The sequence below is a fragment of the Thiothrix lacustris DSM 21227 genome (assembly GCF_000621325.1).
GTDB classification, from domain to species: Bacteria; Pseudomonadota; Gammaproteobacteria; order Thiotrichales; family Thiotrichaceae; genus Thiothrix; species Thiothrix lacustris.
Map to the genome: position 1 here is coordinate 1 of NZ_JHYQ01000020.1, position 23,230 is coordinate 23,230.

Consider the following 23,230-nt stretch of genomic DNA (forward strand, 5'->3'; position numbering starts at 1 on the left):
TCGGATATTAGCTCGAACGTCCAGCCCTGTTGGGCACAATAGAGTTCCAGCACTTGCTTTTGGCGTTCCAAATCGTCTTTTTGGTCGTGGCTGGATACGCGGGCGTAGGCAAGCGTCTTACGGCTATCTTCTGTGGCACGGAATAGCTCCGGCTTGAGTTTCAACATATCGTAACGGCGGTGGTTACCGGAGGTGTGTTCTGGGATTAACCGACCTTCCGCTTCCCAGCGGCGCAGGGTGGGAACTGACACACCAAGGAGTTTTGAGGCTTCACTGATCGGGACTAATCTATTCATATTGATTAGTATAGAGTAGATTTAATTAGATTTTAATCGAACTGTTCAAACCCTTTCGTTAATGAATTGCTGAGCCTGTTTCCGTGTGTTGCACTGACAGGTGTTCGGCAATCAGGCAAAACAACGGCTTTACACGAGTTACCGCAGCCGTGGCAGATGTACGACCTAGAAACGGCCACTGACTACGACGTAGTAGCGCGTGACCCTGATCTGTTTTTTCGTCTGAACCCTGCACAGGTCGCTTTGGATGAAGCGCAGTTATTGCCTACATTGTTTCCCGCTTTGCGGGTGGCGATTGATGCAGATCGTCACACCAATGGGCGCTTTCTCATTACCGGCTCTAGTTCACCAGAACTCATACGTTCCATTTCGGAAAGCCTTGCTGGACGTATTGCGATGGTGGAGGTTGCCCCCTTCATGATGACCGAGGCGTTTTCCCAAGCGCAGTCCGGCCTGTATGAACTGATCCAGTCGCGGCGTTTGCTGACGGATTTTGCCAGCCTGATACCCAGCGCCACCGATTTGCAGCAACACCATGATTACTGGCTACGCGGGGGCTACCCGGAGCCTTGGCTGAAAAATAATGATCGTTTCCACAAGTTGTGGATGCAGAACTACGTCAAAACCTATCTGGAACGTGACATCATGCGGTTGTTCCCCAGCCTGCAACGCGAAAAATATCAGCTCTTCCTGCAAATGCTGGCGCACTTATCGGGGACGATTATCAACTATTCCGATGTGGCGCGGGCTCTGGGTGTCTCGCCACCTACTGTGCGCGAATACTTCAGGATTGCGCATGGCACGTTCATTTGGCGGCATATTCCGCCGTATGAAAAGAATGCAGCCAAGCGCATTGTCAAGCATCCGAAAGGGTATTTGCGGGATTCAGGTTTGCTGCATCATTTCCTGCATCTTTATACCCAAGATCACTTGTTGGCACATCCGCAAATGGGGCACTCGTGGGAGACGATGGTGATCGAAAACCTGATCCGGGGGCTGAATGCACGGGGTATTATTTTTGATTACTACCATTATCGCACGACGGCTGGGGCAGAAGTTGATCTGGTGCTGGAAGGGGAATTCGGCCTCTTACCCATTGAAATCAAATATAAACAGACCGTGACTTTGCGCGATCTGAAAGGTATTCGTAGTTTCATCGAGGAATATCAGTGCCCTTATGGGATTGTGGTCAGTAATAACGACAGGCTAGGGCTAGTGGATGAAAAGCTGATCAATGTGCCGTTCAAGTATGTGTAGCAAGGCTGGCAGGCCATTCTCAATCATTTCAAGTACCACGGTGGGGCAGTAAACACTACTGACACAATGCTGTCAGGAGGACGCCTCTATACTGCAAAAACCAATCAACAATGACCCACCAAAGGAGAATCATCATGAAACCAAACCCCGTCGGCTGGTTTGAAATTTACGTGCAGGATATGCCACGCGCCGTTGCCTTCTACGAAGCCATGCTTGAAACCAAGCTGGAACATTTGCCCACTTCCGACCCGGAAACATGGTCTGATCTGGAAATGTGGACATTCCCGATGTCCGATTGCGACAATCCCACCTATGGTGCAGCGGGCGCATTGGTCAAAATGGGCGGTTGCCCATCCGGTGGTGGCGGTACATTAGTGTATTTCAGTTGTGAAGATTGCGCGGTGGATGCTGCCCGCGCCGCCGCCAACGGTGGCAGTATTTTCAAGGAAAAAATGCCCATCGGTGAACACGGTTTCATTGCCCTCGTCAACGACACTGAAGGCAATATGATCGGCCTGCATTCGATGGCCTAGATGACTTAAAGGAGAATTCCATGCGCCGTGCCGATCGTTTGTTCCAGCTTGTGCAAATCCTGCGGAACAAGCGATTGGTCACGGCGCGGGAACTCGCCGACCGGCTGGAAGTGTCCGAGCGTACCATTTACCGCGATATGCAGGACTTGAGCCTGTCGGGTGTGCCGGTGGAAGGCGAAGCAGGCGTCGGCTACCACTTGCGCTATTCGCTCGATATTCCGCCATTGATGTTCTCCGCTGCTGAAATCGAGGCACTGGTCGTCGGGGCGCGGATGTTGAAAGCCTGGGGCGGCAGCGAACTCGGCAGCAGTGCGCAATCCGTGCTCGACAAGGTACACGCCGTTATTCCCGCCGAACTACACCACCATCTGGAAGCCAGCCGCCTGTACGCGATGCGTTTTGGGGCACGCGAAGACCTCGAAACCACCTTGGATACCTGCCGCCATGCCATTGCCGCCCGTCGCCTGCTGCGGTTGGATTACCGGCGTGCGGATGATGCAGCCAGCCAGCGCGAAGTCAAACCACTGGGGCTGTTTTTCTGGGGCAACGTGTGGACGCTGACAGCGTGGTGTGAATTGCGCCATGATTTCCGCACCTTTCGCCTCGACCGCATTCTCCAACTGGAAACGCTGGCGCAAACCTTTGAGGAATTGCCGGGGCAACGGCTGAGCGACTTTGTGACCTTGATGCAGTCGGGCTGTGAGGATTTTTGATTCAGTTCCGTCAGGTCGCCGCCGGGCGCAGCAGGTACGCCAGAATAGCCCCCATAAGGCCGTTAATGGCGCTGAATTGCGCCGCATCCGCCGCGAGAATGTCGGTTTCGCTCTGAATCCACGTCGCTGGAACCAGTTCATCTCCACAATGGCTAACAATGGCTTGTGCCGATGCTGGGGTAGTTTCCAGATGGAATTGCAAGCCGATGACCCGTTCACCCAGTTGGAAAGCCTGATTGGCGCAAGCCTCGCTACGCGCCAACCGCACCGCGCCGGGTGGCAGGTCGAAGGTTTCCCCGTGCCAGTGGAACACGGTGGCGGTTGGTGGAAACGGGAATACATCCCCGCTGGTATTTTCAGCTTGCACCGCCCACCAGCCGATTTCCTTGAGCGGGTTGCGGTACACCGCCGCGCCCATTGCACCGGCAATTAATTGCGCTCCCAGACAAATACCCAACACGGGTTTGCCCGCTTCAATGACGGCACGGATGAAGCGTTTCTCAGCGGCAAGCCAGGGGAATTCTGCCTCATCGTTGATACTCATGGGGCCACCCATGACCACCAGCAAGTCAATGGAGGCCGGGTCGGGCAATGCCGCCGTTTCGTAAAAACGGGTGTGGCTAAGGCGGTGGCCTGCCGTTTCCAGCCATGTGGCAATACTGCCCAGCCCTTCAAAGGGTACGTGTTGCAGGTAGTGTGTGTGCATGGAAAACCTCAGGTTTCAGGCGATGGATGTGGAGTATAGAGCAAAACCCGTTTAAGTTAATTTCGTGTTTTGCACCTGCAAAACTTTACTTTCGACCCGAATACAAGCATAAAATGCGGCCTTGTGACTAATCGAAACACGGGCATTGACGCCTTGAAGCATAAAAAATGAGCGAAAATTTGGTAATCGTCGAATCTCCGGCGAAGGGAAAAACCATCCAGAAGTACTTGGGTAATGGGTTTGAAGTGCTGGCCTCCTACGGCCATGTACGTGACCTGATTCCTAAGGAAGGCGCAGTAGACACCGAAAATGGTTATGCGATGCGCTATGAAATCATCGACCGCAATCAAAAGCATGTCGATGCGATTGCGCGTGCCTTGAAAAAAGCCGATAACCTTTATCTCGCGACTGACCCGGACAGGGAAGGCGAAGCCATTTCCTGGCATTTGTACGAATTGCTCAAGGAACGTGGCGCACTCGAGGGCAAAAATGTCCAGCGCGTGGTGTTCCACGAAATCACTAAGCGTGCGGTTCAGGAAGCTATCGAAAATCCGCGTGAACTGGCCACCGATCTGGTGGATGCACAGCAAGCCCGTCGGGCGCTGGATTATCTGGTCGGTTTCAACCTTTCCCCGCTGCTGTGGCGCAAGATCAAGCCGAGCTTGTCCGCCGGGCGGGTGCAAAGCCCTGCGTTGCGCTTGATTGTGGAGCGTGAAGACGAAATCGAGCGTTTCGTCCGTCAGGAATACTGGACGATGACCGCGCAAAACGCCAAGGATGAACAAGCCTTCACCGCGCGTTTGCACACACTGGATAGTCACAAACTCGACCAGTTCGACATTAATAATGAAGCGCGGGCCAGCGAAGTCCGCGAACGCTTGCTGAAAGCGGCCAATGGCAAGTTGCTGGTCAGCAAAGTCGACAAGAAACAGCGTAAGCGTTACCCCGCGCCGCCGTTTACTACCTCAACCTTGCAGCAGGAAGCGGTGCGCAAGCTACGTTTTTCCACCCAACGCGCGATGCGGGTTGCCCAGCAATTGTACGAAGGCATTGACCTCGGCAGTGGCCCAATCGGTTTGATTACCTACATGCGTACCGACTCGGTGACGCTGGCAAACGAAGCCATCGGTGAATTGCGCGGCCTGATCGAGCAGCGTTACGGGCAAGATAAATTGCCAGAAACCCCGAATTTCTACAAAACCAAATCCAAAAATGCGCAGGAAGCGCATGAAGCGGTGCGCCCGACGTCGGCCTTCCGCACCCCTGAGCAGGTTAAAAGCCACCTCAACGAAGAACAGTTCAAGCTGTATGAGCTGATCTGGAAACGTACCGTGGCTTGCCAGATGGTCTTCGCCACGCTGGACACGGTGTCGGCTGATTTGACGGCGGAGGCGGGCAGTTTCTTCCGCGCCTCCGGTTCTACCATTCGTGACCCCGGTTTCCTGCTGGTGTACGAAGAAGGTCAGGATGACCGCGCCAGTGAAAAAGAAAGCACGCTGCCATTGCTGGTAGAAGGCGATAGCGTGACCTTGCAAGACATTGCAGCCGAGCAGCATTTCACCGAGCCGCCACCGCGTTATTCGGAAGCCTCGCTGGTCAAAACGCTGGAAGAATTTGGCATTGGTCGCCCGTCGACTTACGCCAGCATTATTTCTACCTTGTTGGCGCGTGAATACGTCGAACTGGAAAGCCGCCGTTTTACCCCGACTGATATTGGGCGCATCGTGACCCGCTTTTTGACGGAGCATTTCACCCAATACGTCGATTACGATTTCACCGCGAATCTCGAAAACGAGCTGGATGAAATTTCACGCGGCGAAAAAGAATGGGTGCCGGTGATGGATGCCTTCTGGCAGCCGTTCCACAAGCTGGTCGATGACAAGATGGAAAGCGTCAACCGCAGCGACGTGCTCCAGTCCCGCGAGATTGGCATTGATCCGGCCAGTGGCAAGCCAGTATCGGTGCGCTTAGGGCGCTTTGGCCCCATGGTGCAAATCGGCACTAAGGATGACGAGGAAAAGCCAGTATTCGCTGGTTTGCGCCCCGGTATGAAGCTGGATACGGTGACGCTGGAAGAGGCGCTGGAACTGTTCAAGCTGCCGCGCCAACTCGGCGAAACCGAAGACGGCAAGGCTATCAGCACCAATATTGGGCGCTTTGGGGCTTACGTCAAATTCGGCGACCAGTTCGCTTCCCTGAAAAAGGAAGATGACCCGCACACCATTACCTTGGATCGGGCGCTGGAATTGATTGCCGAGAAGAAAATCAAGGATGCCGAAAAAATCCTGGTGGATTTCGGCAATGGCATCCAGATCCTCAAAGGCCGTTGGGGGCCTTACATCAATAAAGTGATAAAGCGCGTCAAATTGCAGATTCGCCTGCCCAAAGACCGCGAACCCGACAGCATGACGCTGGAAGAGTGCGAAGCGCTGATTGCGGTCGCTGCTGAAGCCAAGAGCGCCAAAAAAGGTGCGAAAAAGGCCAAGGAAGCCGCCGCCAAACCAGACGGCGAAGCAACGGCTGATGCAGCCGATAAGCCCAAGGCCGCGAAAGTAGCCAAGCCTAAAGCTGCACCTAAAAAAGCACCAGCCAAAAAGCCAGCGGCGAAGAAACCGGCAGCGAAGAAAGCTACGGCAACTAAAACCACAGCTCCCAAAAAGTCAGCGAGTTAAACCTTGTTAACCCCTGATTTATCCAACGCCATCCGCACCGTGCAAGCAGGTGGCGTGCTTGCTTACCCCACCGAAGCCGTCTACGGCCTCGGCTGCAACACCGCTGACCTTGCCGCCGTGCAACGTATTCTCACCCTCAAGCAACGCCCCGCCGACAAGGGGATGATCTTGGTGGCTGCCGACCTGTCGCAACTGGAGGCGTATTTGTTGCCTTTGGATGCTGCTTTACAAGCCCGTGTCCTACCCACTTGGCCTGGCCCCGTGACGTGGTTGTTGCCGGTGCGCCCGGACGTTTCCCCGCTAATACGCGGCAAGCACGACATGCTGGCGGTACGCATCACCGCTCACCCGGTATGCCGTGCGCTTTGCGAACAGCTTGGACATCCGTTGATTTCCACCAGCGCCAATCTCAGCGACCAGCCACCGGCGCGGAGTGCGGCGGAAGTGCAGCAGCAATTTGGTTCGCAACTGGGCTATATTCTCGATGCGCCGCTGGGTGAGCAAAACCAGCCCACCGAAATACGGCACGGACTTACTGGGGAAATTGTCCGCCCGGCTTAAAACCGTTAGCATCCGTTGCCATGCAAATTCAAATCCTTGACCGACTCGATACCATCCCCGCTGCGCAGTGGAATGCACTGGTGCAGGACAATAACCCCTTTTTGCGTCACGAATTCCTCGCCGCCCTCGAACACCACGGCTGCCTTAGCATTGAGGAGTTCAGTTGGCTACCACGCCACGTGGCGATTTACGAGGATGAGCAACTGATTGCTGCGCTGCCCTTGTATGAAAAGGACAATACTTACGGCGAATTCGTGTTCGACCATGCGTGGGCGCAAGCCTATAGCCAGCACGGGATGCGTTACTTTCCCAAGCTGGTGTCGACCATCCCGTATACGCCCGCCAGTGGGCAGCGCTTTTTGGTACAGGCCGGGCGTGAAGCCGAATTGTATCCGTTACTGCTGTCGGCGGTAATGCAAGTAGCGGAAGCGCTGCAAGCCAGCAGTTTCCATTGCTTGTTCCCACCCGCTGAGCAGCTTGAGTGGATGGCGCAACAGGGTTTAACGATTCGTCACGATTGCCAGTTCCATTGGCGTAATGCTGGGTACAGCACCTTTGAAGACTTTCTAGCGGCACTGACGTCCAAAAAGCGTAAGAATATCCGTCAAGAACGCCGCAAGGTGGCAGATGCGGGCGTGACCTTACGGCAACTGGATGGCAATACCGCGACGGCGGCGGATTGGGAGCACTTTGCGTTTTTCTACCAGCATACCTTTGAAAGCAAGTGGGGCATTCCGACCCTGAATCTGGGATTTTTCCGTGAGATGGCGCAGGCGCTGGGCGATCAGGTGCTGTTGATTCTGGCGGATAATCGTGAGGGGGAATGTATCGCGGGGTCACTGATGTTCCGCAGTGCTACCAAACTCTACGGGCGGCATTGGGGGTGCACGCAAGATGTGGACAGCCTGCATTTCGAGGCGTGCTATTACCAAGGGATTGAGTATTGCATCCAGCACGGTCTGCAAATCTTTGAGCCGGGGGCGCAGGGGGAACACAAGATTCCGCGTGGCTTTATCCCGACCCTGACCCGTTCAGCGCACTGGTTGCGGGAGGCACACTTCCGGCAAGCGATCGAGCGCCATGCGACCTATGAGAAAGGTTCGGTGGCGGATTACATGCGTTCCGCCAGCGAACATTTACCGTATCGGCCAGATTTTACGTATTAGGTATTAGCCCGCCCGCTATCGGCGTAAGCAAGCTGGTAGCGTTTTACGCCTTTAAAGACCGCCGAGGCGAGTTTTTGCTGGTAATCAGCGGTGCGCAGGCGTTTTTCCTCGATCGGGTTGCTGAGGAACGCGGTTTCCACCAGCATGGAAGGAATATCCGGTGACTTGAGCACCATGAAGGCGGCGCTTTCCACACGCTTACGCAATGGGTCGTTGACCTTGGAGAGTTCACCGAGCACGCCTTTTGCCAGACTCAGGCTGCGGTCGATCATGGCATTTTGGCTTAAGTCTAGTAAGACGGAAGCAACTCGATTGCTGGTGTTGTTTAGGTTGTGATTCCCAAATTTTAGCTCATAAGAGTTTTCGCTTTCTGCCATCAGGCGCGCCGCTTCGCTGGATGCACCATTTTCTGACAGGATATAAACGGAAGAGCCGCTGACGCGTGTACTAGGATTGGCATCTGCGTGCAGTGAGATAAAGAGGTCAGCTTTGTGCTGGTGGGCAATGTCCATGCGTCCGCGTAAGGGAATGAAGGTATCGCTGGAGCGGGTCAAAATGGCTTTCATGCCTTTTTCACGGTCGATGCGTGTTTTGAGTTTGCGTGCAACTTCCAGCACTACGTCTTTTTCACGCGTGCCGTTAGCACCAATGGCGCCGGGGTCTTTGCCACCATGACCGGGGTCAATCACCACAATGAATTTGTTTTTAGATGGTTCAGATGTTGAAGGCTGTTCTTGTTCACTCGATGTTTTAGATTTTTTGGCTGATTTTTTATCAGCGCTTTTCTCGGTTTTCTTGTCAGGAGCACTGCTGCTGCCTTTTCCTGTGGGGCTCATGGTGATGGAGAGTATATTGCTGCTGCCATCTTTACTCATGCTGGCTTTAGTGGATACTTGTTCCTGTACATCGAGTACGACACGTAGGCGCCCATCTTTACGGCTGGCGTAACGAATGCTGGTAATGGGCGGGCGGTCATGAGTACCTTGCTTGAGTTTGCCTGCCATGCTGGTGTTCATCAGATCAATGACAACGCGATCAGGTGAGTCTAGAGTGAAGACTTTGTAAGCAATAGGTTCATCCAGTTGTAGGGCAAAAATCAGTTTCTCTGCGCTACCTTTTAGGTTTGCCCCCGTTAATCGTCCGGCAGGAGAGTCGGCTGCAAAGGCTAGGGGAGCTTGAAATCCGCTAGTGATAGCACCGGCCAAGGCACTTAATTTCAGGATAAAACTTCTGCGGCTAAGCTTGTTAGTGTTCATGGACTAGATCTCAAACGACACTTAATGACAGCAAACGTTGACCGTGTGCTGTTCAGTTTAAAATGAGTGAAAAATGTTTCTTCTTCATAAGTATTAATCCAGAGAGTGGTATTTTTCAAGTGATTTTTTATGAATATCTGGCAAATTCATGATTTATTTAGGTTAAATCATGTTAGTGAAATTTCACGTGCATCGCCACAGTGCCGAATGTGAATGCGTAAATCCGGCTTAGGTAGCAAGCCCCCGGCTTTTTCTGGCCATTCAATCAGACATAGAGCATCCGGGCGTAGATAGTCGCGGATGCCCATGTACTCCAACTCCTCTGCATCTGCTAAACGGTACAGGTCGAAGTGGAACACGTCGCGCCCTTCCAGATGATAGGGTTCTACTAGCGTATAAGTGGGGCTTTTGACGTTACCAGTATGTCCTAATGCCCGCAATAGGCCGCGTACCAGCGTGGTTTTGCCTGCCCCTAAGTCGCCGTGCAGCGTAATCAGCCCGCCAGAGGGGAATCGTTGCGCCACGGCTGCGCCGGTTGCGAGCATGGCGGCTTCATCTGCTACCCGTTGCCAATCCTTCATGTGTTGATGACTTCCCGTAAATGTGTAATGAGGTCGCTCGCCAGCAAGCCGCGTTCTCCGTTAGCGGCGGCGCGGTCGGCGGCATGGGCATGTACCCAGACGCCTGTGGTCGCGGCTGCTTCTAGACTTAAGCCTTGTGCCAGCAGGGCGGTAATGATACCTGTGAGGGCGTCACCCATGCCACCGGAGGCCATGCCGGGATTGCCTGCATCGCAAAAAGCTATGCCATTGCTGGAAGCAACCAGTGTGCCTGCCCCTTTTAATACAATAACGCCACCGTATTCGCGCTGCAAGCGGCGAGCAGCGGTAACACGATCCTGTTCTACTGCGGCTGTGGTACAGGATAATAAACGGGCAGCTTCACCGGGGTGCGGGGTGAGAATCCAGTCGTCACGTTGGCTAGGGGTTTGTGCTAGTAGATTCAATGCATCGGCATCCAGTACTTTGGGTTGGGAAGTGTTCTGGATTAGGGTAAGCAGTTCAGTTGACCAGACTGTTTGTGCCATACCGGGGCCGATACCGATAGCATTTACGCGTGTTAGTAATGGACTTAGTGTCGAGGGGGAGTCAAGTGCATGTACCATCAATTCTGGGCGGTATACATTCAGGAAAGGGGCGTGTTCGGGGTGAGTGGCGACGGAAACCAGCCCACTGCCAGCGCGTAATGCTGCTTCACCTGCGAGCCGGATAGCACCGCTCATGCCGGGTGCACCACCGACTAGCAATGCATGTCCTGCATTGCCTTTGTGGGCAGAACGGCGGCGTGGGGCTAGGTGTTCATGCAAGGTGTGTAGGCCAAGCAGGTGCATATCGGTGGGGACTTGGGCGTATACGCTGTCAGGAACATCCAGCGTGGCGAGGTGCAAGGTTCCACAATAATCCCGCGCCTTGCCGGTGAGCAGCCCGGCTTTTAGGCCGATGTAGGTGACGGTCAGGGTGGCTTCGACTGCACCGCCGCAAGGTTGCCCGGTGTTGGCGTGCAGGCCGGAGGGAATGTCGACGGCTACTACGGGCGCAGTTTGCTGGTTGAGTTGCTGGATGGCAGCGGCGTATGCACCTTCCACGGTGCGATCCAGTCCTGTGCCGAGCAGAGCGTCGACTATCACTGCGGCGGGTGGGATTTCACCTGTGAAAGCTTGCACGTGTCCGCCTGCGGCGCTGAAATCGTGGGAGGCTTGCTGGGCAGCGCCTTGCAGACGGGATACGTCTGCTAGCGAAATCAGGGTGACTTGCCAGCCTGCTTGTAAGGCTAGTCGGGCGATAACATAACCATCCCCGCCATTGTTGCCTGCGCCGCACAGGATGCAGAGGGAGCGGGCATCAGGCCAGCGGGAACGTAGGTGGTCGAAGGTGGCTTGCCCGGCACGTGACATCAGGGTGTAGGCGGGGATGCCCGCGTCGTGAATGGCGCTACGGTCGAGTTGGCGAACTTGGGCGGCGGTGTAGACGCGGTTTTTCACATGCGAATCCTTTGGGGTTAGTTGACACGGTTTTAGGTGCAACTTCAATATATTGCGTATACTGATGCTTATATTGAGCTGTCACATCGAGGCGAGTGCATGAATTCCGATTTCTTTATTTTTCTATCCATTGGCATACTGCTCTTGTTGGGGCTGGGTGTCGCGTTAATGTTTTTTTACAAGCGTGCACAAAAAGATACCTCTTATGTGCGCACGGGATTGGGTGGGGAAAAGGTTATCATGGGAGGGGGGGCGTTTGTATTGCCAGTGTTGCATGAAATTCTTCCCGTTAATATGCAAACCATGCGTATCGAAATTGCCCGTGAACAAGATTTGGCGCTGGTTACTAAAGATCCACTGCGCGTGGATGTAACCGCTGAATTCTTCTTGCGGGTTGCGCCGGAAGAAAATGCGATCAGTACCGCAGCGCGTGCCTTGGGGCGGCGTACTCTTGACCAGCGGCAAATCAATGAAGTGTTTGAAGCGCCGTGTGTGGCGGCCTTGCGTTCGGTTGCATCTGGTATGGAGCTGGATGAACTGCATCAGAAACGTGCCGATTTTGAGCATAACGTGGAAGAGGCGGTTAATGCCGAGTTCCGTAAAAACGGGTTGGAGCTGGTGTCCGTTTCCCTGACGCGGCTTGACCAGACCGATAAAAGTTATTTTGACCCGAATAACTCCTTCGACGCACGTGGACTGACCCTTTTAGAGCAAATTGTTTCCGAAAATGATAAGCGCCGTAACAACGTGGCGCAGGAAACAGCGGTTGCGATCAAACAGAAAAACCTTGAGGCCACCATCAAAAAAGAAGAGATGGAGTACAAGGAAGTTGTCGCACAAAACGAACGCAAGCGCCAAAAAGCCGAAAATGAGGCCGAAACCCAGCGCAAGATCGAAGAAATCAACATTGAAAAAGAACTCCTGATCGAACGTGCTCAACAATCGGTGAATGTGCAGCAAGCTGCTTTGGAGCGTGAAGTATCGTTGGCTTGGATCGAAACCAATAAGGTCAAAGCGGAATTTGAAAAAATCTCTGAAGAAATCCGTACTGCCCGCGACCGCGCGGAGGCTGAGCGCTCCCGCGTCGTTGAGTTAATTAGTGCTGAAAAAGAGGCACGTCGCCAATGTATTATTGCTGAGGCTAATGCTGATGTTGAGAAACTGGCATCGATGTCTGCTCAATTGCGTTATGAAGTGGAAGCAGCAGGTAAGCGGGCGCTGAATGAGGCTTCTAATCTGCTATCCAATGACCAGATTGCCATGCAGGTCAAAATGGAGATCGTGCGTCAGTTACCCAATATTATTCGTGAAAGTGTGCGTCCGATGGAAAATATCGAAGGCATTAAAATCATGCACATTGATGGTTTGAATAACGCGATGGGGAGGGGTGGTTCCAATAGTGGTTCAGGCGGTGACGGCGGTGGCAATAATGGTGGTGGTAGCAACCTTGCTGAACAAGTGGTGGATAGCGCTTTACGTTACCGCGCTCAAGTTCCCCTTATTGAAAGCTTGCTGAGTGAGGTCGGTTTGAAGGGCGGCTCCCTCAATGATATGACCAAGGGCTTGCATGAAGAGATGTTTACGGCAGGTAAATCCACAGCAGAAACGGTAAAAAAACCTGAGGCAACGCCCGCTCGTGAGCGTGAACAGCCTGTGCGGGTGGATGGCGATGATGATTTTTAATGCTGCTATTGACTGTCAATGGCCGGGTTGTAGCTGTAAGCAGCCACATTACGTTCTTCCTCTGCTTGCGTTAACAGAGCAGGGGACAGTTCCCGTAACTCCTTGAGTAGCCAAGCATAATCACGATTGTTGGGGGGTTCTCCCAGCAATAAGGTGGTTTCTAAGGCTTCAGTGGCAAACAGCAAGCGGTATTGCGCGTATTGGTTGTAAATTAAGGCTTTATTCCATGCCAGAATCAGTAGGTTTGTTTCTTCTAGTAAATCCGTATTAATCTTTTGAAATTCAATCATGTAAGCTAGTTTGTCACGTATTTGTTTTTCTTCTTGTTGTAGCTGATTCAAGTTGACGAGGATGCTGTTTTCTTGTTTGCGCGTCAGAACTTCAATCAAACGCTGGCGGTTTTGGTTGCTGTAAGGCACGAAAACGGTGTTGGGGTTTTGTCCCTTTTTGGGTTTGGGGAGTTTGTCAGCTTTGAGTAATTCGTCTGCGGATTGTAAATGTTTGCGGATGGTGTCTGCTTCCGCTAATTGGAATGCTAAGCTGTCGCCGAGTGCATCTTGAATGCGCTTTTGTAGGCGTATTGCTTCATCATCAAACATTTTGCGTACATGGTGGTCTTCACCCGTATGGTAGTGAAGCCAGAAGGCGCGGCGACTGTGGTCAAGGTCCAGGTAAGCCTTCTGCAATTGTTTGCTGCGTTCCCAACGTATGTCGATAATCTGCTGTAGAAAAGGGCGTTGAGCGGGTATGGTTTCTGCCCAAGTACCAACCTGTTTGAAAAAGGTATTGAGGTCTTGTAATTGGTGGATCATTTCCTGACGTAGGCCGTATAACTCAGGGTAGGTAGTGCTTTCGTAAGTCTCTAGGTCGATTTCTTTAGTGGCTTGTTCTTGATTGGCTGGTGGTGTGTCTGGTTCAGTAACCGCATCGGTGGTGTTACTGGTCGCTGAGTGAGGGGGCGTGCTTTGGTTGTTGCCTTGTTTCCATAGAAAACTCAGTGCTGCCACCAACATGACGCCACTGAAAGAAATCAGAATCAATAAACGAGTGTCAGCTGGCAAATTGAATTTGCCAAGAAATTGACTTAACCAGCGTATAAACAAAAACAGACCTGTTGCCGTTATAAGCCAGAGAATAATTAAAAACAGACTGTGGAAATCCATGTGTTCAGAGGTATTTTGGGTTATCAATAAAGGGCTTTTCGAAGTGTAGCAGAAAAATCTGAAAGATTAATGCTTGACAAGAGGAAGGCAAAACGCTTTAATAGCGCCCTCTGTGGCCGGATAGCTCAGTTGGTAGAGCAGGGGATTGAAAATCCCCGTGTCGGCGGTTCGATTCCGTCTCCGGCCACCACTTCTTTCGATTATTCCCCTCCTTAGACATTTATTCAGCACTTTCGTGTATAGTAGCGCTTAGTTTTTTTAGCGCAGGAATTTACCCATGTCTAAATCCCATCAGCTGGAACTTGTCAGTTTCAAAATTTGCCCTTTTGTACAGCGTTCAATCATTGCGTTGAACCAGAAAGGCATCGATTACACCCTTACACACATCAACCCACAAGAAACCCCTGACTGGTTCAAAGCCATTTCCCCGTTGGGCAAAGTGCCGGTATTGGTCGTGGATGGTACGCCTGTGTTTGAGTCAGCGGTGATTCTGGAATATCTGGATGAAGTCTATCCGCCTGCCTTACACCCGGCTGACCCGCTGGAAAAGGCGCGGCAACGGGCATGGGTAGAATTCTGCTCGGAGCTGTTGGGGCGTCAGCACCGCATGTTGACGGCGAAAGATGAGGCTGGGTTTAACGAAGCTCGTGAGTCCTTGCAGCAGGGTTTGCAACGTCTGGATACGGTATTAGCCGAGCAAGCCCCGTATTTTGCCGGTGAGCAGTTCCATTTGGTGGATTGTGTGTATGCGCCGCTGTTCATGCGTCTGGCCATGCTGAAGCAAAGCTACGCGCTGGAGATAGCCTTGAGTGCGCGGATGCAGGCATGGAGCGATGCGCTGTTGGCGCTGGATGCGGTGAAAACCTCCGTGGTGGAGGAATTCCCGGTGGTGTTTGCCAATTTTCTCAAAGCGCAGGATGGTTACATCCTAAAACGCTAGAAAAACGCGCTGTCTTTTTCCCACATGACGTTTTTCTGCTTGGCTGACGCGGCTTTCAGTAGCTCGATCAGCGGGTAAGCGCGGACGTTGATACCGACCGCTTTTTCTTCTGCATCTTGCCCTTGCAGTTTACTTGGCTGGGCTTCCTGAGATTTCTCTTCTGTGGTCTGCAAGGCTGCTTCCAGTTGTTGCAGGGCTGTGGCTATATCTTCGGCGCGGATAGCGCTGGGGATTGTGCCACTGTGTCCCATCATGCGGATGAGCGCTTTAGCATCCTTCTCAAACATTGAGACGCTGGCTCCGGCAGGGCTGGTAAATCGGATCATGGGGTTCTCCTTTCAGATTCGGTTGATGCTCATCATATACCGCTTTTTCCAAACTGGCATGTTTGTCAGGTGCAATGACAGCCCTGTCATTATCTGACAGGTTTGCTTGGCCAATCGCCATTATCCTGTTGGGCAACAAACAAAATAATTAAATTATATCAATTACTTATAAATATAATGGTCGGTTGGCATAGCCATTGCAATATTGTTTTCAGTCAGAACAAGCGAAACAACAAGTATTTATCAGCAAGCCCCAAGGGGTAGTGAGCAGGCTTAAACATTAATAACAATAAAGCGCCTGACCATACCTCGACTCCTCTACCCCCGCCCATAAAGCGGGGGTTTTTATTTGGATTTCCCAATGGTCGCTGTCCACACATTTAGGTAATCCACCACTCCCCGGCATTCCGGCATACGGTCATATTTGACGGCTGCGAATTGTTTACCTGTCCATACCCATTCGGCGAGTGACCCGCAGTCCCCCAGTCCACGTGCTTTACTGTATTCGGAAAGCAGCCCAGTTTTGGGGTCAAATGAGGCATTGACCAGTTGTGAGCTGCTGCCTTTATGAAATTCCAGTTTGGCAGGGGTGATTTGTGGCTTGGCAGAAGCCGCCGATGCCTGTGTTACTACAAACATATTGCTCGTTTGATTGTATGCCCCGCTGAAACAGGTAATGCCCACCAGATAATGGTTGGCATCTAGCGCTTCGGCAAAGTCGTTTTTACTGACTTTGTAATCACCTTCATTGGGGTCACAGTCTGTCAGTACGCTTGCCATGCTTGTGCGTACTTTGCTGCTGAGGTCAGCGGGAACCTTCATGCTTTTGGGCGCTAACACCGCTTTATAGATGGGGGCGCTCGGTTGTGTAGCCGTCATAGCTTTGTTGCCTTTACGGATCAGGGCGGTGGTTGTATCCAGCCGTTTTTGTTGTTCATCTATGTACAGCAGGCTGGATGCAAGGCCACTGAGGGTGGCGCGGTAGGTGCTGGAGCCGATGGCAATTTCCAGTAAGGCAGGTTTGCTTATCATGGCCAGCAATGCAGTGTTGTGCTCTGCTGGGATTGTGATGCTGCTTTGCTTTTGTTGGTTGCTGGTCAGTTTGCCTACATTTAGGGTTTTACCTGCTGCGCGTAATTGCACGGGTTTGCCAAGTAATGCGGCGGGCAAGGTGTCATAACCTAGGTTCAGGCTGAAAACAGGCGCATCGCCCGGTTTATTGCTGCGTTCTAATCGGATAGTGGCACTCATTTCACCACTGCCATCGTCTTGGAACATGAGGGAAGTGGCGGTGCAGGCGCGGATATTGTTGCAGGCGACCGCCCAATCTTTGAAGGTTTGGACTTGATTGAGTGAAGCCGTTGCGCCCAGTAATGGCAAGGGCAGTAAGACTATTCCGCATAGCATGAGGTGCATTTTCATCGGCTTGTTCTCAGTGGTTGGGATTGCTTGAGTTTAGCACGCAGCTTGTGCTGCTCGCGCTGTCACTTGTGTCACCCTTTGCCGCCATCCCTGTCGCTTTTTGACAACATTGCCGTTGTCACGGTTTGGTAGTGTGCCCATGAAAAATAATAAATTCTATATATTCAATGACTTGAAATTATTATCGGGTTTGGCACAGCCATTGCAATATTGTTCTCAGTCAGAACAAGCGAAACAACAAAAAGTATTTATCAGCAAGCCCCAAGAGGCAGAGAGCAGGCTTAAACATTAATAACAATAAAATGCCTGACCATGCTTCGACTCCTCTAACCCCCGCCCTTAAAGCGGGGGTATTTATTTGGGCAACTTTTCTAGTATCCTGCACACCTTGAAATCGCCATCCATATAGCAGGAATACCATGTACACCGATAAGACCTGGAATCTTGAAACCGCCCGCCATCTGTACAGCATCCAGCATTGGGGTGATGGCTATTTTGACGTGAATGCGGCGGGGAGTGTTGCCATGTGCGTCCCCGGCAATCCGGCGCAACAGGTCGATTTGCACGCGCTGGCAATGCGCGTCCATCAGGAAGACGGAATGCGTTTTCCGTTACTGGTGCGTTTCGTCAATGTGTTGCATGACCGGGTACAGCGTTTGCAAGGCGCATTCAACCAAGCGATTGCCGATTGCGGGCAAAGCAGCCGTTACACCGCCATTTACCCCATCAAGGTTAACCAGCAGCGCAGTGTGGTGCAGGAAATCCTCAAAGGGGGCGGCGAACAGGTCGGCCTCGAAGCAGGCAGCAAGCCCGAACTCATGGCGGTGCTGGGTTCTGCCCCGGCGGGCAGCACCATCATTTGCAACGGCTACAAAGACCGCGAATACCTGCGCCTCGCCTTGATCGGGCGGCAAATGGGGCATCGCATTTTCATCGTCATTGAAAAGCCATCCGAACTGCCGGAAACGCTGGAAGAGGCCGCCAAACTCGGCATCGAACCGCTGCTCGGCATCCGCGTGCGCTTGTATTCCCTTGGCAAAGGCAAGTGGCAAAATACCGGCGGTGAAAAGTCCAAATTCGGCCTGTCTGCCGCGCAATCCCTGCACATGATTGAGCAATTGCAAGCGTCGGGGAAACTCGATTGCCTGCAATTGCTGCATTTCCACATGGGGTCGCAGATCGCCAATATTCAGGACATCCAGCGCGGAATGCGTGAAGCCAGCCGCTATTTCGCCGAACTGCACCGCTTGGGCGCAAATATCCGCGTGGTCGACGTGGGTGGTGGTTTAGGGGTCGATTACGACGGTTCGCGTTCGCGCAATGATTGTTCCATCAATTACAGCTTGCAGGAATACGCCAATACCATCGTGCGTAGCGTGCAGGATGTGTGCGAGGAATACGCGTTGCCGTTCCCCGATTTCATTTCAGAATCCGGGCGTGGCCTGACGGCGCATCACGCGGTGCTAATCACCAATGTCATCGACACCGACCCGGAACAGCCGGAAACCTTGCCGGAACTGCGCGAACCGGAGGATGCTGATCCGATGATCCTGCACAACCTGTTCCGCCTGTACCATAACCGCAAGCAGTTACCGCCCTCGGAAATCTACCACGATGCCGCGTATTGGTTGGACGATGCCCACGGCATGTACGCCCACGGCTCCATCGACCTGAATCAGCGGGCGCGGGCGGAAGAGTTCCACCGTGCCATTTGCCGCAAACTCCTCAGCCAGCCAGAGCTGTTTGAGGCGCTGGAAGCTGAAATCCAGAGCAGCTTGCGGGAAAAACTGGCGGACAAGTATTTCTGCAATTTCTCGCTGTTCCAGTCGATGCCGGATGCGTGGGCGATTGAGCAAATTTTCCCGATCATGCCCTTGCACCGCTTACAGGAATGCCCAGATCGGCGCGTGACCTTGCAGGATTTGACCTGTGATTCGGATGGCACCGTCTCGCATTACGTGGAAAGCGGGCGGCTGGAAAGCACTTTGCCGCTGCATTCGCTGCAAAAAGGTCAGCCGTATTTGCTGGGTATTTTCATGGTGGGGGCATATCAGGAAATCCTCGGCGATTTGCACAACCTGTTTGGCGACACGGATTCCATCAACGTGGAATTGTTGCCGGATGGCGCTTACCGCTTGTCAGAACCGGAGCGCGGTGACACCATTGATGAGTTGTTACGCTATGTGCATTTTGAGCCGAAAGATTTGCTGGCGCAGTGCCGACGTAAATTGGCTGCGGCTGTTGCTGATCCCGAGCGCCAAAAAATGCTATTGCGTGAAATAGAAGCGGGCTTGATCGGTTATACTTATCTCGAAGATTAATTCGAATTAAAATGGGGACTACATGGAATACTTATTATTGGGCGTTTTGGTGTTAGGCGTGGTGCTGTTTGTGCTCGGGTGGATGGTTATGGCAGGCATTTGCTTCCAGCGCCATGCTGTAACAGGGTTTATCTCCTTAATTCCGGGGGTGAATCTACTGACATTACCGGCGATGTGGCATCGGGTGGGGGGCTGGGTCATAACGAGCGTGATTGGTTTGTTATTGGTCAGTGGGGCATGGTTCGCGGGTGCTGGTACGCATGTGTATAGTCGCGCACAAGCGATGGGATTGAATGTTACTGCGCCAGTTGCAGTTGCACCCGTGGTTTCAGCACCTGTAACGGGTGGTGCGCCTGCGGCTACGCCGCAGACTCAGGCTATTGATATTCCAAAGCAGACACAAGCACCCGTGGCCTCTGCACCGGTTGCTATTGCCCCGCCCGTTGCTGTTGCTCCACCAGAACCGGTTGATGTGTTGGCAGGTGCCAAAACATTGCCTGCCGCCGCCTTGTTCCATGTGGTATTCAAACCCATTGAGGTGAAAGCCTTAAAGGATAAGACTGGGCAATACGTGCGTATTACGCAGAATGATGGGAGTAAACATGAGGGTAAGTTGTTGAGCGCATCCGATAGCGAAATCGGTTTGGAAGAACGCCAGTCGGGGACGGCTGTGACGCGTCATATGAAGCTGACTGAGATTCGTGATGTTGCACTCATGACTCACGAACAGGATTAAGGATATAGCCACCATGCAATGTTATGTGTATCGCAGTCGGCGTAAGCCGGGATCTTTTTTATTCTTGCCAGAAAAAGATAATTTTGTGCGGGTACCTGAAGTGTTATTGACGATTTTTGGTGTGCCAGAATTTTCGTTTGATTTCGAGCTGAGTGCCGATCGTCAGCTGGTATTGAAGCTAGATGCGACTGAAATTCGTCGGGTGATGCAAGAGAATGGCTTTTTCTTACAACTTCCCCCGAAGGAAGACCTGCACTGTTGAGGTTTAGCGCCAAATTTGGGCGAGTGAGTCCAGTAGTTGTTTCACATCTTCTGGTGTGTGTGCCGCCGATAACGTCACCCGTAAGCGGGCGGTATCGGCGGGTACAGTGGGCGGGCGGATTGCCGTGATGAGAATACCACGGGCTTCCAATTGACGGCTGAGTTCCACTGCCCTTTCACTGCTGCCGACCATGATGGGCTGAATAGCCGTATTGGAAGGCATGAGTGGCACACCCAGATGTGTAGCACCTTGCCGAAATTGCTGGATGAGTGCCTGTAAATGTTCGCGTCGCCAGGGTTCGGTTTGCACCAATTGCAGGCTTGCCAAGGTGGCGGCAGCAACGGCGGGTGGTTGTGCGGTGGTGTAAATCCATGTCCGTGCGGTTTGGATGAGGTAATCAACCAGGTCGTGTGACCCAGCGATGAATGCACCTGCTGTGCCGAGTGCTTTGCCGAGCGTGCCCATCAAGATGGGTACATCGTCTTGCGTTAATCCCTCGGCTTCCACCAAACCTGCGCCGGTTTTGCCGAGTACTCCGAAACCGTGGGCATCATCCACCATTAACCATGCATCGTGATGTCGTGCCAGCTTTGCGAGTCTTGATAGTGGTGCAACGTCACCATCCATGCTGAAAACGCCATCGGTGAGGATGAGTTGGGTCGCAGCCTCTCCTTCCTGTGCCAGCAAGCGTTTGCCGAGATGATGGGTGTCATTATGAGGGTAACGGATCAGTTTTGCAGCGGAAAGCAAACCTGCATCTACCAACGATGCATGGTTTAAGCGGTCTGCGTACACCACGTCATTACGCCCATTCAATAGCGCATTCACTACCCCCAGATTCGCCATGTAACCGGTGGAAAACAGCAATGCGCGTTCCCGTCCGGTGAAGGCAGCCAGTGCCTCTTCGAGTTGCTGGTGGGGGCGTGAATGCCCATTGACTAGATGCGCCGCACCACTGCCAACGCCATAGGTATTGGCGGCTTGCTGAAAAGCGTGGATAACGTCGGGGTGGTTGGCAAGGCCAAGGTAGTCATTGCTGCAAAATGTCAGCAACGCTTTGCCGTCGATGTACCTATGTGGTTGTTGTGGGGAGTCGGCGACACGGGTGCTGCGGTAGAGGTGCCGGGAGCGGCGGGAGTCGAGTTCAGTGCGGAGTTTGCTGAATTTATGGTCTTGGGTCATCAAGGTTCATCGGTAGCGAGGGTTTCTATGCAGGGGCGAACAAGCATCCGCCCCTACCAGTGATTAACCTTTCTTGATCATGAAAGTATAATCGCCGCCTGCTTCGCTGGTGCTGACCATTTCATTGCCAGTTTGCTTGCAGAATGCTTCCATGTCTTTTACTGAACCTGGGTCAGTGGCGATAACTTTCAGAATTTCGCCAGATGCCAAGCCGTTCATGGCTTTTTTGGTACGAAGAATTGGCAATGGGCAATTTAAGCCACGAGCGTCCAGTTCTTGTTTAAAATCAGACATATTTCCTCTCCTGATCTTACGATTAAAGTGTGATGCGATCCAAAACTTGAGTGACGTAACATACCATCAAAATTGCTGTATCGCTATATCTTTGTATACTAATGCTTTTACGTGGCGGGGTATCTATGATGGAAAACGGCGAACTTTATTTCACTAAAATGCATGGTCTAGGCAATGATTTCGTGGTGCTGGATGGTGTCAATCAGTCAGTCAATTTGAGTGCAACGCAAATACGCCAGATTGCTGACCGTCACCGTGGCGTTGGTTGCGACCAGTTGTTGTTGGTGGAGGCTTATGAGGGGGATGATGCTGAGTTTCGGTATCGGATTTTTAATGCCGATGGCAGCGAGGTGGAACAGTGTGGCAATGGTGCACGCTGTTTTGCGCGTTTCGTGTATGATCAGGGTTTGACGCAGAACACCACGATCCCGGTCATGACCGCCAGCGGGCGCATTGTGTTGCAAATCCAGCCTGATGGGCAGGTGAAAGTGAACATGGGTGTGCCTGAGCTTACGCCTGCACAGATTCCATTCGTTTCCGAACAGCGCCAAACGCTCTATACTCTGGATGTTAAGGGTGCTGCGGTATCGCTAGCGGCTGTTTCGATGGGAAATCCTCACGCGGTGCTGCAAGTAGTAGCACTGGAGTCTGCGCCTGTTGCGACATTGGGGGCGTTGTTGGAAGTGCATCCGGCATTCCCCAAGCGAGTCAATGTTGGTTTCATGCAGGTCGTCGGGCGGGATGCCATCCGCTTGCGGGTGTTTGAGCGCGGTTGTGGCGAAACGTTGGCGTGTGGTACGGGTGCTTGCGCCGCAGTGGTGGCTGGGCGCTTACAAGGTCTGCTGGATGATCAGGTGACAGTAAGCTTGCCCGGCGGCGATTTACAGATTCAGTGGCAAGGCGAAGGGCAGCCGGTATGGATGACCGGCCCGGCAGCAACGGTATTCAGGGGAACACTCATCGTATGAACACAGCAGACCGACTGGAAAGCAAGGAGATCAGCGCCGAATTGGTCGCTGAGTGGTTGCGCTTGCACCCGAACTTTTTCCGTGAGCATGAGGAGGTGCTGGATGGTTTGAATATCCCGCATCCGCACACGGGTGAGGCAGTTTCTTTGCTGGAACGTCTGGTACAGCGTCAGCGTGACAAAGTTCGCGAATTGGAAAGCCGTCAGAGTGACATGTTGAAAGCGGCGCGTGATAGCGAGTATGTGCTTGCCCGGTTACATCATTTGGCGTTGGAGTTGATGAACTGTGACAGCTTAGATGATGTGGTTGGCGCTTGTAATAACATGTTGCGGGGTGATTTTAAGGCCGACAATGTCGTGTTGCGTTTGATTGGGCATGGGCGAGAACGTGATGGCCTGCATTTTATTGACCCGGGTGATAAATACCTCAAGCAATTAGCGACCTTGTTCCGTAAACGCCAGCCAGTGTGTGGTCGGCTGCGCCCACGTCAGCAAATGTTTCTGTTCGGTGAGGAAGGTTCGTCGATCAAGTCGGCGGTGTTGATCCCCCTGTATGAGGCGCGTGAAATTGGGGTTCTTGCGTTGGGTAGCGAGAACGAAGCGCGTTTCTACCCTGGTATGGGAACCTTGTTCATCGGCCAACTAGGCGGGTTGGTGGCGAGAGCATTGGCGCGTTATCTGGAGCCTCCCTTGGATGCTAAGACTGAGATGGGCTCCTGATACGCGGCTCAAA

24 protein-coding genes and 1 tRNA gene are annotated in these 23,230 nt (G+C 52.7%); 15 read left to right on the top strand and 10 right to left on the bottom strand.

The features are described 5' to 3' along the window. The coding region (locus Q394_RS0110550) for a MerR family DNA-binding transcriptional regulator (RefSeq protein ID WP_038141181.1) at positions 1–296 on the bottom strand (296 nt) is incomplete at its 3' end. Between the two features lie 66 nt (positions 297–362). Here Q394_RS0110550 and Q394_RS19855 point away from each other — a divergent pair. The 3 genes from Q394_RS19855 to Q394_RS0110565 all read left to right on the top strand — a co-directional run bounded on the left by Q394_RS19855 (position 363) and on the right by Q394_RS0110565 (position 2,799). Beyond that, positions 363–1,553 carry an ATP-binding protein gene (locus tag Q394_RS19855; protein ID WP_084260427.1) on the top strand — a complete coding sequence of 397 codons (1,191 nt, stop codon included), beginning with the start codon at positions 363–365 and terminating at the stop codon, positions 1,551–1,553. Between the two features lie 134 nt (positions 1,554–1,687). Continuing rightward, positions 1,688–2,086 (top strand): VOC family protein, encoded by a 399-nt coding sequence (locus Q394_RS0110560; RefSeq protein ID WP_028489267.1) that lies wholly within the window; start codon positions 1,688–1,690, stop codon positions 2,084–2,086. Between the two features lie 20 nt (positions 2,087–2,106). Further along, complete coding sequence (locus Q394_RS0110565; RefSeq protein ID WP_028489268.1) at positions 2,107–2,799, top strand: helix-turn-helix transcriptional regulator; 693 nt, start codon at positions 2,107–2,109, stop codon at positions 2,797–2,799. 10 nt (positions 2,800–2,809) lie between these two features. Here Q394_RS0110565 and Q394_RS0110570 read toward each other — a convergent pair whose 3' ends face one another. Continuing rightward, a complete protein-coding gene (locus Q394_RS0110570; protein WP_028489269.1) occupies positions 2,810–3,505 on the bottom strand; it encodes a type 1 glutamine amidotransferase in 696 nt (231 codons plus the stop codon). Positions 3,506–3,672: 167 nt separating this feature from the next. Between Q394_RS0110570 and Q394_RS19860 the strand changes: the two genes are divergently transcribed. Genes Q394_RS19860 through Q394_RS0110585 form a run of 3 tightly spaced genes read left to right on the top strand, consistent with a single transcriptional unit; the run spans position 3,673 to position 7,904 of the window. After that, on the top strand, positions 3,673–6,177 hold the full coding sequence (locus Q394_RS19860; protein WP_038141185.1) for a DNA topoisomerase I: 2,505 nt from the start codon (positions 3,673–3,675) through the stop codon (positions 6,175–6,177). Positions 6,178–6,180: 3 nt separating this feature from the next. Next, positions 6,181–6,738: an L-threonylcarbamoyladenylate synthase type 1 TsaC gene (gene tsaC / locus Q394_RS0110580; protein ID WP_028489270.1), complete on the top strand. Its 558-nt coding sequence runs from the start codon at positions 6,181–6,183 to the stop codon at positions 6,736–6,738. A 20-nt stretch (positions 6,739–6,758) separates the two neighbouring features. Further along, the gene (locus tag Q394_RS0110585; protein WP_028489271.1) at positions 6,759–7,904 is read left to right on the top strand and encodes a GNAT family N-acetyltransferase; all 1,146 of its coding nucleotides are present in this window, start codon (positions 6,759–6,761) and stop codon (positions 7,902–7,904) included. Here Q394_RS0110585 and Q394_RS0110590 read toward each other — a convergent pair. From Q394_RS0110590 to Q394_RS0110600, 3 genes are all read right to left on the bottom strand, one after another. Beyond that, entirely contained in the window at positions 7,901–9,160 is a 1,260-nt protein-coding gene (locus tag Q394_RS0110590; RefSeq protein ID WP_038141187.1) for an N-acetylmuramoyl-L-alanine amidase, read from the bottom strand. The genes Q394_RS0110585 and Q394_RS0110590 overlap by 4 nt on opposite strands. A gap of 167 nt (positions 9,161–9,327) precedes the next feature. Continuing rightward, entirely contained in the window at positions 9,328–9,741 is a 414-nt protein-coding gene (tsaE, locus tag Q394_RS0110595; RefSeq protein ID WP_028489273.1) for a tRNA (adenosine(37)-N6)-threonylcarbamoyltransferase complex ATPase subunit type 1 TsaE, read from the bottom strand. Further along, positions 9,738–11,201 (bottom strand): bifunctional ADP-dependent NAD(P)H-hydrate dehydratase/NAD(P)H-hydrate epimerase, encoded by a 1,464-nt coding sequence (locus tag Q394_RS0110600; protein WP_028489274.1) that lies wholly within the window; start codon positions 11,199–11,201, stop codon positions 9,738–9,740. The genes tsaE and Q394_RS0110600 overlap by 4 nt, the downstream gene beginning before the upstream one ends. 99 nt (positions 11,202–11,300) lie before the next feature. Between Q394_RS0110600 and Q394_RS0110605 the strand changes: the two genes are divergently transcribed. After that, positions 11,301–12,884 (top strand): flotillin family protein, encoded by a 1,584-nt coding sequence (locus tag Q394_RS0110605; protein WP_028489275.1) that lies wholly within the window; start codon positions 11,301–11,303, stop codon positions 12,882–12,884. A 5-nt stretch (positions 12,885–12,889) separates the two neighbouring features. On the opposite strand, the gene Q394_RS0110610 is transcribed toward Q394_RS0110605, so the two are convergent. Next, positions 12,890–13,945 carry a hypothetical protein gene (locus Q394_RS0110610; protein ID WP_156946823.1) on the bottom strand — a complete coding sequence of 352 codons (1,056 nt, stop codon included), beginning with the start codon at positions 13,943–13,945 and terminating at the stop codon, positions 12,890–12,892. Positions 13,946–14,161: 216 nt separating this feature from the next. Between Q394_RS0110610 and Q394_RS0110615 the strand changes: the two genes are divergently transcribed. After that, positions 14,162–14,237: transfer RNA gene (locus Q394_RS0110615), tRNA-Phe, on the top strand. 87 nt (positions 14,238–14,324) lie between these two features. Next, positions 14,325–14,987 carry a glutathione S-transferase family protein gene (locus tag Q394_RS0110620; protein WP_028489277.1) on the top strand — a complete coding sequence of 221 codons (663 nt, stop codon included), beginning with the start codon at positions 14,325–14,327 and terminating at the stop codon, positions 14,985–14,987. Here Q394_RS0110620 and Q394_RS0110625 read toward each other — a convergent pair. Further along, positions 14,984–15,313, bottom strand: coding sequence for a DUF1840 domain-containing protein (locus Q394_RS0110625; RefSeq protein WP_028489278.1), 330 nt, complete (start codon positions 15,311–15,313; stop codon positions 14,984–14,986). The genes Q394_RS0110620 and Q394_RS0110625 overlap by 4 nt on opposite strands. Before the next feature lie 345 nt (positions 15,314–15,658). Further along, complete coding sequence (locus tag Q394_RS0110630) at positions 15,659–16,735, bottom strand: DUF1176 domain-containing protein (protein ID WP_028489279.1); 1,077 nt, start codon at positions 16,733–16,735, stop codon at positions 15,659–15,661. A 139-nt stretch (positions 16,736–16,874) separates the two neighbouring features. Here Q394_RS0110630 and Q394_RS22405 point away from each other — a divergent pair, with 139 nt between their 5' ends. The 4 genes from Q394_RS22405 (at position 16,875) to Q394_RS0110650 (ending at position 20,054) form a co-directional block, all read left to right on the top strand. After that, positions 16,875–17,027 (top strand): hypothetical protein, encoded by a 153-nt coding sequence (locus tag Q394_RS22405; protein ID WP_156946825.1) that lies wholly within the window; start codon positions 16,875–16,877, stop codon positions 17,025–17,027. A 127-nt stretch (positions 17,028–17,154) separates the two neighbouring features. Next, positions 17,155–19,056 carry a biosynthetic arginine decarboxylase gene (speA, locus tag Q394_RS0110640; protein WP_028489281.1) on the top strand — a complete coding sequence of 634 codons (1,902 nt, stop codon included), beginning with the start codon at positions 17,155–17,157 and terminating at the stop codon, positions 19,054–19,056. A gap of 22 nt (positions 19,057–19,078) precedes the next feature. Beyond that, on the top strand, positions 19,079–19,792 hold the full coding sequence (locus Q394_RS0110645) for a hypothetical protein (RefSeq protein ID WP_028489282.1): 714 nt from the start codon (positions 19,079–19,081) through the stop codon (positions 19,790–19,792). Positions 19,793–19,805: 13 nt separating this feature from the next. Next, positions 19,806–20,054: a YcgL domain-containing protein gene (locus tag Q394_RS0110650; RefSeq protein ID WP_028489283.1), complete on the top strand. Its 249-nt coding sequence runs from the start codon at positions 19,806–19,808 to the stop codon at positions 20,052–20,054. Between the two features lie 3 nt (positions 20,055–20,057). Here the strand turns inward: Q394_RS0110650 and bioF are convergent, their stop codons facing one another. Together bioF and Q394_RS0110660 are read right to left on the bottom strand one after the other, a co-directional pair. Then, on the bottom strand, positions 20,058–21,236 hold the full coding sequence (bioF, locus tag Q394_RS0110655; RefSeq protein WP_028489284.1) for an 8-amino-7-oxononanoate synthase: 1,179 nt from the start codon (positions 21,234–21,236) through the stop codon (positions 20,058–20,060). Between the two features lie 63 nt (positions 21,237–21,299). Then, on the bottom strand, positions 21,300–21,530 hold the full coding sequence (locus tag Q394_RS0110660) for a sulfurtransferase TusA family protein (RefSeq protein WP_028489285.1): 231 nt from the start codon (positions 21,528–21,530) through the stop codon (positions 21,300–21,302). A gap of 128 nt (positions 21,531–21,658) precedes the next feature. Here Q394_RS0110660 and dapF point away from each other — a divergent pair, with 128 nt between their 5' ends. After that, a complete protein-coding gene (dapF, locus tag Q394_RS0110665) occupies positions 21,659–22,498 on the top strand; it encodes a diaminopimelate epimerase (RefSeq protein ID WP_028489286.1) in 840 nt (279 codons plus the stop codon). Further along, positions 22,495–23,217, top strand: coding sequence for a DUF484 family protein (locus tag Q394_RS0110670; protein ID WP_028489287.1), 723 nt, complete (start codon positions 22,495–22,497; stop codon positions 23,215–23,217). Before dapF ends, Q394_RS0110670 begins: the two co-directional genes overlap by 4 nt. Positions 23,218–23,230 lie beyond the last annotated feature (13 nt).